At 56.3% G+C, this 14,646-nt stretch carries 13 protein-coding genes; 9 read left to right on the top strand and 4 right to left on the bottom strand.

What is annotated here, in order from left to right; genetic code table 11:
* Window positions 1-74 precede the first annotated feature (74 nt).
* Window positions 75-560: an RrF2 family transcriptional regulator gene (locus ACVLVH_RS03590; protein WP_008110154.1), complete on the bottom strand. Its 486-nt coding sequence runs from the start codon at window positions 558-560 to the stop codon at window positions 75-77.
* A gap of 158 nt (window positions 561-718) precedes the next feature.
* Window positions 719-1,918: an MFS transporter gene (locus tag ACVLVH_RS03585; protein WP_192411915.1), complete on the bottom strand. Its 1,200-nt coding sequence runs from the start codon at window positions 1,916-1,918 to the stop codon at window positions 719-721.
* A 156-nt stretch (window positions 1,919-2,074) separates the two neighbouring features.
* On the opposite strand from ACVLVH_RS03585, the gene tus reads away from it, so the two are divergent.
* The 4 genes from tus (at window position 2,075) to ACVLVH_RS03565 (ending at window position 4,900) form a co-directional block, all read left to right on the top strand.
* A complete protein-coding gene (gene tus / locus ACVLVH_RS03580; RefSeq protein ID WP_101764501.1) occupies window positions 2,075-3,004 on the top strand; it encodes a DNA replication terminus site-binding protein in 930 nt (309 codons plus the stop codon).
* A gap of 93 nt (window positions 3,005-3,097) precedes the next feature.
* Window positions 3,098-3,661 carry a fasciclin domain-containing protein gene (locus ACVLVH_RS03575; RefSeq protein ID WP_192411980.1) on the top strand — a complete coding sequence of 188 codons (564 nt, stop codon included), beginning with the start codon at window positions 3,098-3,100 and terminating at the stop codon, window positions 3,659-3,661.
* Window positions 3,662-3,704: 43 nt separating this feature from the next.
* Window positions 3,705-4,259, top strand: coding sequence for a sigma-70 family RNA polymerase sigma factor (locus tag ACVLVH_RS03570; RefSeq protein WP_192411981.1), 555 nt, complete (start codon window positions 3,705-3,707; stop codon window positions 4,257-4,259).
* Window positions 4,256-4,900, top strand: coding sequence for an anti-sigma factor (locus tag ACVLVH_RS03565; protein WP_192411916.1), 645 nt, complete (start codon window positions 4,256-4,258; stop codon window positions 4,898-4,900). Before ACVLVH_RS03570 ends, ACVLVH_RS03565 begins: the two co-directional genes overlap by 4 nt.
* Before the next feature lie 89 nt (window positions 4,901-4,989).
* Here ACVLVH_RS03565 and fumC read toward each other — a convergent pair whose 3' ends face one another.
* Window positions 4,990-6,387 carry a class II fumarate hydratase gene (gene fumC / locus ACVLVH_RS03560; protein WP_101764505.1) on the bottom strand — a complete coding sequence of 466 codons (1,398 nt, stop codon included), beginning with the start codon at window positions 6,385-6,387 and terminating at the stop codon, window positions 4,990-4,992.
* 197 nt (window positions 6,388-6,584) lie between these two features.
* Here fumC and manA point away from each other — a divergent pair, with 197 nt between their 5' ends.
* Window positions 6,585-7,760 carry a mannose-6-phosphate isomerase gene (gene manA, locus ACVLVH_RS03555; RefSeq protein WP_192411917.1) on the top strand — a complete coding sequence of 392 codons (1,176 nt, stop codon included), beginning with the start codon at window positions 6,585-6,587 and terminating at the stop codon, window positions 7,758-7,760.
* Between the two features lie 132 nt (window positions 7,761-7,892).
* Window positions 7,893-9,392: a YdgA family protein gene (locus ACVLVH_RS03550; RefSeq protein WP_110866063.1), complete on the top strand. Its 1,500-nt coding sequence runs from the start codon at window positions 7,893-7,895 to the stop codon at window positions 9,390-9,392.
* 26 nt (window positions 9,393-9,418) lie between these two features.
* Here ACVLVH_RS03550 and malI read toward each other — a convergent pair whose 3' ends face one another.
* Window positions 9,419-10,447, bottom strand: a complete 1,029-nt coding sequence (gene malI, locus ACVLVH_RS03545; protein ID WP_110866062.1) for a Mal regulon transcriptional regulator MalI — start codon at window positions 10,445-10,447, stop codon at window positions 9,419-9,421.
* A gap of 175 nt (window positions 10,448-10,622) precedes the next feature.
* On the opposite strand from malI, the gene malX reads away from it, so the two are divergent.
* From malX to add, 3 genes are all read left to right on the top strand, one after another.
* The gene (gene malX, locus ACVLVH_RS03540) at window positions 10,623-12,209 is read left to right on the top strand and encodes a maltose/glucose-specific PTS transporter subunit IIBC (protein WP_110866061.1); all 1,587 of its coding nucleotides are present in this window, start codon (window positions 10,623-10,625) and stop codon (window positions 12,207-12,209) included.
* Window positions 12,209-13,387, top strand: a complete 1,179-nt coding sequence (locus ACVLVH_RS03535; RefSeq protein WP_192411918.1) for a MalY/PatB family protein — start codon at window positions 12,209-12,211, stop codon at window positions 13,385-13,387. The genes malX and ACVLVH_RS03535 overlap by 1 nt, the downstream gene beginning before the upstream one ends.
* A 118-nt stretch (window positions 13,388-13,505) precedes the next feature.
* Complete coding sequence (gene add, locus ACVLVH_RS03530) at window positions 13,506-14,504, top strand: adenosine deaminase (protein ID WP_101764511.1); 999 nt, start codon at window positions 13,506-13,508, stop codon at window positions 14,502-14,504.
* The last annotated feature ends 142 nt before the right edge of the window (window positions 14,505-14,646 follow it).

Below are 14,646 nucleotides of genomic sequence, written 5' to 3'. Positions count from 1 at the left end.
GGATTTTTTTTGCGTGCAGATTGAGGCAATAAAAAAGGGCGTCATGAATGACGCCCTTACGGATGAGAGTGGTTTTAGCGGCCTTTTTTACACAGGTCGGCGAGTTCGAGATCGGGCAACTCTTCGCAGTTGCTGGTGTCGTTATGCTTCAGTTCGGCCAGCGCGTCAGCTACGGTGCGGGTTTCCAGCACTTTCAGCGACGCTTCTTCAGCCTCTTCAGCAATCGATTTGAAATACCAACACAGGTTGGCACTGACCAGACAACGCGGTGCCACGTCGGGACGTGACGCCCAGAGTTTTTTATCTTCAATCACAGAAGTATAAATGTCGCGCAGTGTGATTTCGGCGGCCGGGCGACCCAGATGAATGGAACCGGTGCGGCCAAGCGTTGAGACGATGATGCCGTCACGCGTGAGCGGAACCATAAGTTTCCGAATGAAACTGGGGTTCGCTTCAAGACCATAAGCCAATATGGCACTGGTCGAGCGTTTGCCCAGTTGCTCCGCCATCGCTACGCTCAAAACCATCTGCAAAGCTGTCGGGAAGCGGTAATCAAGCATTTCAATATCCTGAGTTGCGGTTATCTTGTTGTTTTTATGCCGCGACAATGAGTAATCAATGAGCAATAAATATAACAAACACTGTTGCTTTTTAGAAGTCAACGCCCGTGATCCAGGCACGTATTCCCCATTTAATCGGGCAGAAGCGCACAGGCTGCTTAGTTTATCACTCCCCTTTCCGACTGTGGGCTGGCCTGCGGCAATTTCTGCTGCAAAAGCGCGACCAACAGCACGTTAATCAACGCCAGAACGCATAACAACCACAGCGTGGCGCTGGCACCGAGGTGCTGAAACACATAGCCACCAACCAGCGGCGTCAAGGCCTGACCAATTAAGGCGGGACGCGCCATGCGCCCTACCACAATCGCGTAGGCCTCTGGTTTGACCATCACCAGCGGTAAAGTTCCCCGCACAATGGCACGCAAACCATTTCCAGCACCGTACAGCACCATGCTGAGCACCGCAAACTGCGGATAACACGCCAGCAGCAACAAGCCGAGCGCCACCAATCCCACCGAGAAAAAGGTGGTCCAGATCGGGTGACCGCGCTTGAAGGCGATGTCTACGATGCGCGATGCCACCTGACACGGACCGAGAATCGCACTGATGGCCAGCGCCGACGCCAGCGTGTGGCCGCTGGCCTGCAGCAGGGTGATCAGCTGCACCGAAATCGCCGTCATGATCACCGATGCGAGCGTGAAAATGCTGCACAGCAGCCAAAACAGTGTCGGTGCCAGTTCGTCGCCCTGCGCGGTCGGTTTTACCTTAGCGGCGGCGATTTTCGCTTCTGGCGCGGGTAGCGCGTAGAGATAGGCGGGCAACACTGAAACACATAACAATCCGGCAATGGCAAAACAGGCGTTACGCCAATCCAGCCAGTGAATCAGCAGCGCGGTGCCCGGCCACACGATAGTGGTACAGAAGCCAGAAATCAGCGTAATGCCGGTTATCGCGCCGCGTGCCTGGCCGCCATAGAGCGTGCCGAGCGTGGCAAACAGCGCATCGTACAGGCCCATAGCCATACCCACGCCGATAATCAGCCAGGCAAACAGAAACAGCGGCAGATTGTGGCTCAATCCCATGATCACCAGACCGATTGCCATCACCGCCCCGCTCGCCGCCAGCAATGCGCGGCCATAGGAGCGGGAAATCAGTCGCCCACTCAGCGGCGCCAGCAAACCGGAAATCAGCATGCCGAGCGATAGCGCGCCATACACCCATTGCTGCGACCAGCCGGTTTCCGCCACGATCGGATTGGCCATCACCGCCATCAAATAGAAGGATCCGCCCCACGACAGGATTTGTACTACGCCAAGCGTAACTATGGCGGCGGCAGGTGGCTTTGGCTGAGGCTTCACAACATTATTCCGTTAGCAGGCAAAGCATTGTTATAACACGTTCATCCAGCTTGAAAAATCCCACGTTTCCCTGCTTAACAAAATCCCTGCGCAATGCTGGCAGACCGGCACCCAAGCCAGTACACTGAAAGCATGTTGTAACTATGGAGGCGTTTTATGGCTCGTTATGATTTGGTTGCCGATCTGCACGAATGCGTTAATGCGCTGGAGGCGGGATTGGGCGCGTTACGTCAACACATTGAGCAGCAACCGCTGTTGATTGCGCGCGTGTTTAGTCTGCCGGAAATCGAGAAAGGCCGCGAACATGATGAAATTGAACGCATCGCGGTGACGCAGCATCTTGGTAAAACGGCACGCGACATGGCGCTAATGCATTACTGCCGCCTGTTTATGCAGCATCAATCGGAAAAGCTCAGCACCAAAGCCGCCGTGCGCTTGCCGGGCGCGATTTGCATTGAAGCCGACGGCGATGTGCATGCGCAGATTACGCAGCAGGTTGCCGAGATTAATACTTTGAAGCAGCGGCTGGAACAGCTGATCACCGTGGAGTCGGGCTTGCCGAGCGAGGCGCGCTTTGAGTTCGTCCACCAGCATCTGCGCGGGTTAATTACGCTTAACGCCTACCGCAGCGTCACGCTGCTCAACGCGCCGGACAGTTTGCGCTTTGGCTGGGCGAATAAAAACATCATCAAAAACGTCACGCGTGATGCGGTGGTAGAACAGCTGGAGCGCAGCCTGAAGGCCAATCGTGCGCAGGCACCGTGGACGCGGGAACAGTGGGCGGAGAAAGTGCAGCAAGAGCTTGAAGCAATCCTCGCGTTGCCAGCCGGTGCGAAGCTGAAAATCAAGCGTCCGGTGAAGGTGCAGCCGATTGCCCGCGTATGGCGCGCCAGCGAGAAGAAACAGGTGCAGCTTGCCTGCCCTTCTCCGCTGCTGGTGCTGTGCCGCGATCGCACGCAGGTGCCGATTCTGGGAGAACTGCTGAACTACGATGCCGATAACGTTGCCTGGCGTCATAAACCGCTGGCCGAGCCGCTGCATCTGATCATTCCGCGCCTGCATTTGTGGAGCGATCGGCTGGCGTAAAATTTATTTTTAAATCGCTGCATCCAATTCGCAGGCTGCCCTCGTATATCAGAGTGTGAGCAACTTCTTCGCTCCCTACTACGAGGATTTATGATGAAAAAGCTAATGAGCATTGCAGTCGTATCCAGCACTTTACTGTTCACCGCAGGTGCATTTGCCGCCATGAATAATGACTCCGTGATGGTCGGCGGCGCAGCGATGTATCCGCAAAAGAACATCGTTGAAAACGCGCTGAACTCCAAAGATCACACCACGCTGGTTGCTGCTGTTAAAGCGGCGGGTTTGGTGGAAACCCTCGAAGGTAAAGGTCCGTTTACTGTCTTCGCGCCAACCAATGCGGCCTTCGCCAAGTTGCCTGCGGGCACCGTTGATAGCCTGGTCAAACCGGAGAACAAAGCGAAGTTGACCAGCATCCTGACTTATCATGTGGTGGCCGGTAAATACGACATGAAAGCGCTGGAGAAAAAAATTAAGCAAGGTGGCGGACATGCCGAGCTGAAAACCGTCAACGGCCAACCATTGTGGATTATGAATAATGGCCCGCACAATATTCAGCTGAAAGATGGTCAAGGCAATGTGGCGAATATCAGCACTTATGACGTCAATCAGAAAAATGGTGTGATTGATGTGATTGATACCGTCTTGATGCCTAAGTAATTGCCTATACTCGGATTGGGCATTTTAGCCAACCGGGAAGATGATGGATAACAGGCTTGCAGAACGGTTAGACAACTTATTGCCGGCGATCGCAAAAGGCGATCGCCGCGCGTTTGAGCAACTGTATCGACTTACGTCGCCGCACCTGTTCGCCCTCGCCCTGCGCATGCTGCGTCAGCAAGGTTGGGCGGAAGAGGTGCTGCACGATTGCTACCTCACCATCTGGAACCGCGCCGCCTCTTACGATGCTGCCCTGAGCGCGCCGATGACGTGGATGACGCACATTGTGCGCAATCGCTGCATTGACGGGTTACGCAGCGGACAGGCGCGCCTGATGCTGGAGGCAGAAGAGTTTAGCGACCTGCTACCAATCACCAGCGAAGACGAACAGAATAACTTGCACGATCCGGCACAAGCCGATCGCCTGCGACACTGCATTGGCCATCTGAGCAGCGAACAGCAGCAAAGCATCACGCTCGCCTATTATCAGGGGATGTCCCACAGTGATATTGCCGCCTGGCTGCAACAGCCGGTTGGCTCGGTAAAAAGCTGGATTCGCCGCGCGCTGGAGCATCTGCGGGAGTGTGTGGGCCTATGAACGATAAATTACAACGCGATGATGCCTTATCAGCTGAGTATGCGCTGGGCACCTTGAGTGGGCTGGCGCGTTTGCGCTTTGCACGCAGGTTGCGAAACGAGCCCGCGCTCGCGGCTAATGTTGCGCGCTGGCAAGCCCTGCTAGCGGGCCTGGATAATCAGCTTGCGCCCGTCACGCCGCCGGAAAAGGTGTGGAAAAAGATTACATTGAGTTTGCCCGAGCAACGCGTCATTCAACCCAAACGCCATTATGCGGGCTGGCTGGCGGCTGCCAGTGTCGCGGCGTTCGCCCTGCTCGCCTCACTGTTCCTGCAGCAGCCGACGTTGACGCCGTTGACGGTACTGAACGACGCCCAGCATCAACAGCAATGGGTGGTCAGCGCGGACAGCAAACTGGCACAGCTGAGCCTGACGCCGTTACATCCTGTGACCATCGCCGATAACAACAGTTTGCAGCTGTGGCTGATTCCGCCAGGCAAAGCGCCGATTTCATTGGGTTTGTTGGATAACCAGAAGGCAACGGATGTGGCGTTGAATAGCACGATTTCCCGCTCAGGCATCATTGCCATCAGCCTTGAACCGCGCGGCGGCTCGCCAACCGGGCAGCCAACCGGTCCGGTGTTGTATAGCGGGCAGCTATAAATCACCGCACAATCCGTAGCGGCGCGATTTATCGCGCAATCAATTGCGCCGCTACGAGGGTGCTACGTCTGCCAGTTTTTAACAGCGGTTTACTGCTTCATGCTGCCCACCATCTCCTCCGGACGCACCCACTCATCGAACTGCTCTTCGGTCAGATAGCCCAGCTTCAGCGCCGAGCCTTTCAGCGTCAGGCCTTCTTTATGGGCTTTCTTGGCGATTTCCGCCGCTTTGTCGTAGCCGATATGGGTATTCAGCGCCGTCACCAGCATCAGCGATTCGTTCAGCAGCTGATCGATGCGCTCGCGTACCGGTTCAATGCCAATCGCGCAGTGGTGATTGAAGCTGTCCATGCCGTCGGCCAGCAGACGCACCGATTGCAGGAAGTTGTGGATCACCATCGGACGGAACACGTTGAGCTCAAAGTTGCCGGACGCGCCGCCAATATTCACCGCCACGTCGTTGCCCATCACCTGACAACACAGCATGGTCAGCGCTTCGCACTGCGTGGGGTTCACTTTGCCTGGCATGATCGAGCTGCCTGGCTCATTTTCCGGGATCGCCAGTTCGCCAATGCCGCAACGCGGGCCTGAGGCCAGCCAGCGCACGTCGTTGGCAATTTTCATCAGCGAAGCCGCCAGGCCTTTCAGCGCACCGTGCGCGTGCACCAGCGCATCGCAGGTCGCCAGCGCCTCGAACTTGTTCGGCGCGGTGACAAACGGCTGTTTGGTCAAATCGGCCAGCGCTTTAGCCACGCGAACCGCGTATTCCGGATGGGTATTCAGGCCGGTCCCGACCGCGGTGCCGCCCAGCGCCAGCTCCGCTACGTGCGGAATACTGTTCTCAATATGTTTGAGATTGTGCTCAAGCATCGCTACCCAGCCGGAGATCTCCTGACCGAGAGTCAGCGGTGTCGCATCCTGCAAGTGGGTACGACCAATCTTGACGATATCTTTGAAGGCGTCGGATTTTTCACTCAGCGTCTTTTTCAACACGTGAATCTGCGGAATCAGTTGCTCCCGCACGGCGATGACCGCGGCCACGTGCATGGCGGTGGGGAACACATCGTTGGAGCTTTGGCTTTTATTCACGTCGTCATTTGGGTGCACCAGACGCGACATGCCACGCTCGCCGCCAAGAATTTCACTGGCGCGGTTGGCCAGCACTTCATTCATGTTCATGTTGGTCTGGGTGCCGGAGCCGGTCTGCCAAATTGCCAGCGGAAACTCCTCGCTGTGCTTATCGGCCAGCACTTCGTCGGCGGCTTTGAGAATCGCCTGGGCACGATCGGCCGGAAGCAAGCCGAGATCCTGGTTCACCTGCGCCGCCGCGCGTTTGGTCAGCGCCAGCGCATGCACCAATGCCACGGGCATTTTCTCGGTTGAGATTTTGAAATGTTCCAGCGAACGCTGGGTTTGTGCGCCCCACAACTTATCTGCCGGTACTTCGATCGGTCCCATTGAGTCTTTTTCAATGCGATTGGCTGCCATGACTACGTCTCCTTAGCTCAGATTTTGAGGTTTCCGCTCTAAACGCCTTCCCGCGACGCCGTTGAGCGAGCAAGATTGTCACATACAAGAATTTAACATTATGCGAGCCTATCGCCTTTATTGCACTTGTTCGTGTATTTTCTATGGCACTTTCTGCTTTAATAAGCCTATTTACTTACGGTTATTAAGGGTAAACGATGCAAAAATTGAACAATTCGCTGCAAAATTACGCCTGGGGCAGCAAAACTGCGCTGACCGAACTCTATGGCATCGAAAATCCACAAGGTTTGCCGATGGCGGAACTGTGGATGGGCGCGCACCCGAAAAGCCCGTCTACCGTTGAGGTCAATGGCGAAGTGCGTTCGCTGCGTGAGGTAATTGATGCCGACAAAGTCGCCATGCTCGGCAAAGCGGTGGCTGAACGTTTCGGCGAGCTGCCGTTCCTGTTTAAAGTACTGTGCGCCGATCAGCCGCTGTCGATTCAGGTACATCCCAGCAAAGCTGCTGCCGAACAGGGTTTTGCGCGTGAAAATGTTGCTGGCATTCCACTCAGCGCCGCCGAACGTAACTATAAAGACGCTAATCACAAGCCCGAGCTGGTGTATGCGCTGACACCCTTCCAGGCGATGAACGGTTTCCGTGAGCTGCATGAGATTGTCTCGCTGCTGGAGCCGGTGGCAGGTGCGCATCCGCAAATCGCTCACTTCCTCGAAAACGCTAACGAAGCCAATCTGGCCAAACTGTTCGCCACGCTGCTGTCGCTGCAAGACGAGGCTAAATCGCGCGCCATCGGCGTACTGAAATCGGCGATCAACGCGCGTGAAGGCGAGCCGTGGCAGACCATCAAATCTATCGCCATCGATTATCCGGATGACAGCGGTCTGTTTTCGCCGCTGCTGCTCAATGTTATTACCCTGCAGCCCGGCGAAGCGATGTTCCTGTTTGCCGAAACGCCGCACGCCTATCTGAAAGGCGTGGCGCTGGAAGTGATGGCGAACTCCGATAACGTGCTGCGCGCCGGTCTGACGCCGAAGTTCATCGATATCCCTGAACTGCTGGCTAACCTGAAGTTTCAGGCAAAACCGGCCGCGACGCTGCTGACGCAGCCGCAGCGCGACGGCGAAACCCTGAACTTCCCGATCCCGGTTGAAGACTTTGCCTTTGCCATTCATGGGCTTTCCGCTGCGCCGCAAACGCTGGCACAAAACAGCGCTGCTCTGCTGTTCTGCATTGAAGGTCAGGCGATAATTGAGAAGTCCGGGCAACAGCTGGTGCTGAAGCCGGGTGAATCCTGCTTTGTGGCCGCCAATGAGTCGCCGGTCAACGCGGCAGGCACCGGACGTCTGGCGCGCGTGTTTAATACGCTCAACTGAGATCCGGCTGACGCTGCCAGCATTAACTGCTATTCTTTTAAACTATTAATTTAAAACGCCTGCGGGCGTTTTTCTTCACCCGTCGCGCACCGATCAGCGGCGTGCGGACGCAAGGATAAGGACGACACAGCGATGAAAAAGACCCAGGTTGCCGTAGGTGTGATTGTGGCGCTCGGCGTGATTTGGACTGGTGCTGCATGGTTTACCGGTAAACAACTGGAAAGCCATATGGATGAGATGTTGCAGAACGCCAACGCGCAGCTAAATGCTTACGCGCCGAACAGCCGTTTGACGCTGAGCTATCAGGATTATCAGCGCGGCGTGTTCAGCAGCAAAACCAAATTGGTGGTACAGGCCAGCTCGCAAACCAATGACAATCCGCTGTTGAAGCCTGGTCAAAGTATCGTGCTGAACGAGACGATCGATCACGGTCCTTTCCCGTTCGCCCAGTTGAAGCGCGGCAGCCTGATCCCAAGTATGGCGTCTGTGCATACCGAACTGGAAAACACCGATGCGGTGAAGAAACTGTTTGAACTGACCAACGGCAAATCGCTGGTCAACGCCGATACCCGCGTCGGCTACAGCGGTGCGACCAATACCGATCTCAACCTGCTGGCGGTGGATTACAACAATCCGCAGACCGGCGATCGTCTGGCCACCAATGGCGGCACGCTGAACATCAGCGCCGACAGCAAAGGTGACAAAGTCAGCCTCGACGGCGACTTCTCCAGCATCGCGGTCACCAGCAAAAACCAGGTTGAGCTGCCGGTGCTGTTTACGCTGAATGGCCTGAAGCTGAGCGGCGATACCCATCTCAGCCCGGAAGGCGTGCGCGTCGGCGATCAGTCGATCTCTCTGGATAAACTGGATGCCAGCATCAACGGTCAGGAAGGTTTGTCGCTGGAGAAGCTGAAAACCACCTCGTCCTTTGACAATAAAGAAGGCAAGATTGGTGGGCAGTTGGATGTCGATGTTGACAAGATTACCCTGCAGAAGCAGCCGTTTGGTGAAGCTAAGCTGGCGATGAAGTTTGCGCAGTTTGATGCGCAGGCGGTGAAAGCCTTCTCCGATACTTACAACGCCCAGATGCAGGATCTGCTGAACCAGCCGGGCGTGGCGGAAGATCCGATTCGCTATCAGGCCAGCGTGCAAACCATTCTGCGTAATAACCTGCCAACGCTGTTGAAAGGCTCGCCAACGCTGAGCATCGCGCCGCTGAGCTGGAAAAATGATAAAGGTGAAAGCACCTTTAACCTGAACGTGGGCTTTAACGATCCGGCCACCGTGAGCGGCGAGGCGCAGAGTTTGGGTGCCGCAGTGGATCGCGTGCTGAAAACCCTCGACGGCAAGCTGGCGATCAATATGCCAATGGCAACCGAAACCATGCGTCATGTCGGTTTGGCGGAAGGTTATCAGGGTGACGATGCGCAGAAACTGGCGGATCAGCAGGTTAAGGGTTTAGCAGCGATGGGCCAGATGTTCCGCCTGACGCAGCAGCAGGATGATAACATCGTCACCAGCCTGCAGTACGGCAACGGCCAGGTCACCATGAATGGCGACAAGATGACGCTGGAGCAGTTCCTGTCACGCTATATGCTGGGCGCACCAACCAGCGAAGGTATGCCAGAGTAATTCATGGGGCGGCCAATTGGCCGCCCTTACACTTCGCCGCGCATTAGCTGCGGCGGCACAATCAAACTCTGAATCTCCGCTTCCGGCTGCGCCAGCCGCTGCAACATCCGCTCCGCCGCCCTTCTCCCCACATCACGCGCTTCACTACTGACAAAGGTCATGGTGGGATCGTGCAACTCCCGCTGCGGATCGTCATTAAAGCCCACCAGCGCCAGCTGCTGCGTGTAGTAGCTATCCACCGCGCCTTCACCAAAGGTTCGCCCACAGCGTAACGCGCCAAAATAGCAGCCGAGCGCGGTGCTGCCGTTATGCGCCAGAATCGCGGTGATGCCGGGATGTTGACGCAACAACTGCAGCGTTAACGCCGACACGCTTTGCTGGCGATCGTCGCACTCGATAATCCAGTCGGACCGGAACGATAGGCCATATTGCAGCAAAGTGGCGCAATAGCCGCCAATCCGCTCGGCGCGCGTCAGTGACGATCCCAAACCGCCCATCCAGGCGATGCGCTGATGTCCCTGTCGAATCAGATACTCCGTTGCCATGCGCGCCGCCTGGCTGTTATCGGGCCGCAGTGAGTCGACATTGTCGAGGCTGCTGGCGCGCGAAGCGCAAACCAACGCGATGTTTTGCTCCTGCGCCTGCGGCACTAGCGTTTCTGCTTGCGCCGCCGCGCCGCCGAGCACAATGCCTTCCGCGCCCTGAGCCACCAGCGTGTCAAAACAGCGTTTAAGGTGTTGTCCGTGCTGACCGCTTTGTGTCAGCACCAGCACTTTGCCCTGCTGCTCCAGCACTTCACTGAGTCCGGCCGTCATCGCGGCATAAAAGGGCTGGCTGAGATCGCGCACGATCAGGCCGATCACGCCGCTTTCGCCGCCGCGCAAAATCGAGGCTGAGCGATTACGCACGTAGCCAAGCTGCTCAATCGCCTGATTAACGCGTATGGCCGTAGCGGGCGAGATGCGCCCTTTGCCGGAGAGCACCAACGACACGGTAGAGACCGACACCCCGGCGACCAACGCCACATCATGAATAGTGGTTTTCTGCTGGGACATAGTGTTCCGTTACCGACGTCCAAATTCAAAGAGATAAAACGTTACACTGATTGCACCAAAAATAAAGCCTGCAATTAGTCACTCTTTGTGATTATAGCCACAAAAATAAGTGGTAAAACGTTTTATCATCCTTGACCACATTGAAGCCTTTCACTTTTTATTGCCAGGAGAATCTATGTCCGCCAGCCGCCCCAAAATGTCACTTTGGGAGTTTTTCCAAAGTCTGGGTAAAACCTTTATGTTGCCCGTCGCCCTGCTGTCGTTCTGCGGCATTCTGTTAGGAATTGGCAGTTCTCTCAGCAGTCATGACGTCCTGACGCTAATTCCTCTTCTCGATCAGCCTTTCCTGCAATACCTGTTTATCTGGCTGGCGAAGATTGGCTCTTTTGCCTTTAGCTATCTGCCGGTGATGTTTGCCATTGCCATTCCGCTCGGTATGGCGCGCGAAAATAAAGGCGTCGCCGCCTTTGCCGGTTTTGTTGGCTACGCGGTGCTAAACCTGAGTATCAACTTCTGGCTCAACATCAACGGCATTCTGCCAACCACCGATGCGGCGGTGCTGAAAGCCAATAACGTACAAAACATCCTCGGCATTCAGTCCATCGACACCGGTATTCTCGGCGCGGTGATCGTCGGTATCGTGGTGTTCTGGCTACATGAGCGCTTCCACAACATTCGCCTGCCAGATGCGCTGGCGTTTTTCGGTGGTACGCGTTTTGTACCGATCGTTACGGCGATGGCGATGGGCGTGCTGGGCCTGGTGGTTCCGCTGATTTGGCCATTCTTTGCACGCGCGATTACCGGCCTCGGCTGGGTGATTAACAGCGCCGGTGAATTTGGTCCGATGATCTTCGGTACTGGCGAACGTCTGCTTTTACCTTTTGGCTTGCAGCACATTCTGGTGGCAATCATCCGCTTTACCGATGCGGGCGGCACCATGGATGTGTGCGGCAAAAGTGTTAGCGGTGCGTTAACTATCTTCCAGGCGCAATTGGCCTGTGCAGATACCCACGGCTTCGCCGAGAGCGCCACGCGCTTCCTGTCGCAGGGTAAAATGCCAGCCTTCCTCGGGGGTTTGCCGGGTGCGGCATTGGCGATGTATCACTGCGCCCGTCCGGAAAACCGTCATAAAATTAAAGGCCTGCTGATTTCCGGCGTGGTGGCTTGCGTGGTGGGCGGTACTACTGAACCGCTGGAGTTTCTGTTCCTGTTCGTCGCGCCGGTGCTGTATTTGATCCACGCGCTGTTGACCGGCTTGGGCTTCACCGTGATGGCGATGCTGGGCGTCACCATCGGTAACACCGACGGCAACGTGATCGACTTCTTCGTCTTCGGCGTGCTGCACGGCCTCTCCACCAAATGGTATTGGGTGCCGGTGATTGCTGCGGTGTGGTTCGTGGGTTATTACGCCATCTTCCGCTTTGCTATCAGTCACTTCAACATCAAAACGCCAGGCCGCGAAGTTGAAACCAACAGCGTAGCGCAGCAGGTTAATCGCGCGGCTGTGGGCAAATCCGGCTTTAATACGCCAGCGATTCTGTCGGCGCTGGGCGGCGTGGAAAACATCGCCTCACTGGATAACTGCCTGACGCGTCTGCGCATTACCGTGGTCGATATGAGCAAGGTGGATGATGCAACACTGAAAGCCAACGGTGCGATTGGCGTGGTGCATGTTAATGCGACCAATCTGCAAGTGGTGATGGGCCCGCAGGTGCAGTCGGTCAAAGATGAGATGGCACACTTGATGAGCGCGACGGTGTAATGATGCAGGATTTCGCTTTCAATCAGGTGGTGGATCGCCGCGGTAGCTGGTGTACGCAGTGGGATTTCGTGGCCGATCGTTTCGGCGTGGCGGACTTGCTGCCCTTCACTATCTCCGATATGGATTTCGCCACCGCGCCATGCATCCTCGAGGCGCTGCAACAGCGCCTCGCACACGGTGTGTTTGGCTACAGCCGCTGGCAGCATGATGATTTTCTTTCTGCCATTCAACATTGGATGCGCAGCCGTTTCGCTACCGAAGTGGCGGCAGAATCGCTGGTTTATGGCCCGTCGGTGATTTACATGGTGGCGCAGCTGTTGCGCCACTGGACGCAGCCGGATGATGAAGTGCTGATTCACACCCCCGCTTACGATGCGTTTTATAACACCATCAATGGCAATCAGCGTCGGGTGCTGGAGCTGCCGCTGCAGCGCCACGCTAACGAATGGCTGTGTGATATGACGCAGCTGGAAAGTTTGCTGGCGCGTCCGCGCTGTAAAGTGATGCTGCTGTGCAGTCCGCACAATCCTAGCGGCAAAGTGTGGCGCGAAGATGAGCTGCGCCAGATGGCAGCGCTGTGCGGAAAGCATGGCGTGAAGGTGATCAGCGATGAAATTCATATGGACATGGTGCTGAGTGATGCGCAGCATACGCCCTGGAGCCAGGTAGCGCAGTCCGCCTGGGCGCTGTTCACCTCGGCCTCCAAGAGCTTCAACATTCCGGCGCTGACCGGCGCGTGGGGCATAATCCCTGATGAGCGCGATCGTCAGGCGTGGTTCCATGCGCTGAAGCAGCAGGATGGCTTATCCTCGCCAGCGGTAATGGCGCTTGCCGCTACCATCGCCGCTTATCGCGCGGGCGCGCCGTGGCTGGATGCGCTGCGCGCCCATTTGCGTGGCAACATGCAGCATATCGCGCAGCGCCTGAACACGGCTTTACCGCAGCTTAACTGGCAACCGCCTGCCGCGACTTACCTGGCGTGGATCGATCTCAATCCGCTTGGCATTGATGAAAAGGCGCTGCAACAGCGTCTGATTCATCAACACAAAGTGGCGATCATGCCGGGTTCGACCTACGGCGCGGCGAGTCGCGGTTATCTGCGTCTCAACGCCGGTTGCCCGCGCAGCAAACTGGATGATGGACTGGATCGCCTGATTGCCGGGCTAAAATCGTTCTAAAATGCCACGGATGCTGATTAATTCAGCATCCGTTTTGCTGTTTGCGCAAATCGCTGGCGCTGTTGCGCAAGATGTTTTTATAATCCTCTGCACTTAATGAAACTTAAGCGAGTGCGCCATGATTGATCCAAAACTCCCCCTTACCGACATTCACCGCCACCTTGATGGCAATATCCGCGCACAAACCATTCTCGACTTAGGTCGTCAGCATAATCTTGCGCTGCCCGCTGAAACGCTTGATGCATTGCGTCCGCATGTGCAGGTCACGGCTAATGAACCGGATCTGGTGAGTTTCCTGCAGAAACTCGACTGGGGCGTGAAAGTGCTGGGCGATCTTGATGCCTGTCGTCGTATCGCGCTGGAAAACGTCGAAGATGCGGCGCGCGCTGGCATTCACTATGCGGAACTGCGCTTCTCACCGGGCTACATGGCGATGACGCATCAACTGCCGATTGCCGGCGTGGTTGAGGCGGTGATTGATGGTGTGCGCGCCGGCATTCAGCAATACGGCGTTGATGTGCGTCTAACCGGCATTATGAGCCGCACCTTTGGTGAAGAAGCTTGCCTGCGCGAGCTGGAAGCTTTGCTGGCACATCGCGAGGGCATCACCGCCGTCGATTTGGCCGGTGACGAGCTAGGCTTCCCAGGCAGTGAATTCCTCAGCCACTTTAATCGTGCGCGTGACGCCGGTTTCCGCATTACCGTTCACGCCGGTGAAGCCGCAGGCCCGGAAAGCATCTGGCAAGCGATTCGCGAGCTGGGCGCGGAGCGTATTGGTCACGGCGTGAAGGCGATTGAAGACCGTGCATTGATGGATTTCCTTGCTGAGCAGCGCATTGGGATTGAGTCATGCCTCACTTCGAATATTCAGACCAGCACCGTTTCGTCGCTGAGCAGCCATCCGCTGAAAACCTTCCTGCAGCACGGCATTCTCGCCACCATTAACACCGACGATCCGGCGGTTCAGGGCGTTGAGCTGGCCCATGAGTATGAAGTGGCGGCACCGCAAGCGGGATTGACGGCAGAAGAGATGCGTCAGGCACAGGATAATGGTGTAACCATCGCGTTCCTGAGTGATGCAGAGAAAGCCGCGCTGCGCGCGCGCGTAGCGGGATAAAAAAAGGTGCGCATAACGCGCACCTTAGATCGTAGGGTCGCCATTCCTGAACTGAACCCCATAACCTGGACCGTTTAGTTAAAGCGCTGCGTAATGCTGAGTCCTGTACGCTACCGGACTCAGCCCACCCAACCCCATTTTT

This window comes from Kluyvera sp. 1366, from assembly GCF_054823405.1.
The sequence above is the reverse complement of the archived record's forward strand: the minus strand, read 5'-3'. Positions and strand labels throughout refer to the sequence as shown.

Coding starts and splice junctions, on each gene's coding strand:
- ACVLVH_RS03565 (WP_192411916.1), top strand. CDS start 4,256: ATGAACGATAAATTACAACGCGATGATGCCTTATCAGCTGAGTATGCG.
- malX (WP_110866061.1), top strand. CDS start 10,623: ATGTCCGCCAGCCGCCCCAAAATGTCACTTTGGGAGTTTTTCCAAAGT.
- ACVLVH_RS03590 (WP_008110154.1), bottom strand. CDS start 560: ATGCTTGATTACCGCTTCCCGACAGCTTTGCAGATGGTTTTGAGCGTA.
- ACVLVH_RS03535 (WP_192411918.1), top strand. CDS start 12,209: ATGATGCAGGATTTCGCTTTCAATCAGGTGGTGGATCGCCGCGGTAGC.
- tus (WP_101764501.1), top strand. CDS start 2,075: ATGGCTCGTTATGATTTGGTTGCCGATCTGCACGAATGCGTTAATGCG.
- add (WP_101764511.1), top strand. CDS start 13,506: ATGATTGATCCAAAACTCCCCCTTACCGACATTCACCGCCACCTTGAT.
- fumC (WP_101764505.1), bottom strand. CDS start 6,387: ATGGCAGCCAATCGCATTGAAAAAGACTCAATGGGACCGATCGAAGTA.
- ACVLVH_RS03550 (WP_110866063.1), top strand. CDS start 7,893: ATGAAAAAGACCCAGGTTGCCGTAGGTGTGATTGTGGCGCTCGGCGTG.
- ACVLVH_RS03575 (WP_192411980.1), top strand. CDS start 3,098: ATGAAAAAGCTAATGAGCATTGCAGTCGTATCCAGCACTTTACTGTTC.
- ACVLVH_RS03570 (WP_192411981.1), top strand. CDS start 3,705: ATGGATAACAGGCTTGCAGAACGGTTAGACAACTTATTGCCGGCGATC.
- malI (WP_110866062.1), bottom strand. CDS start 10,447: ATGTCCCAGCAGAAAACCACTATTCATGATGTGGCGTTGGTCGCCGGG.
- manA (WP_192411917.1), top strand. CDS start 6,585: ATGCAAAAATTGAACAATTCGCTGCAAAATTACGCCTGGGGCAGCAAA.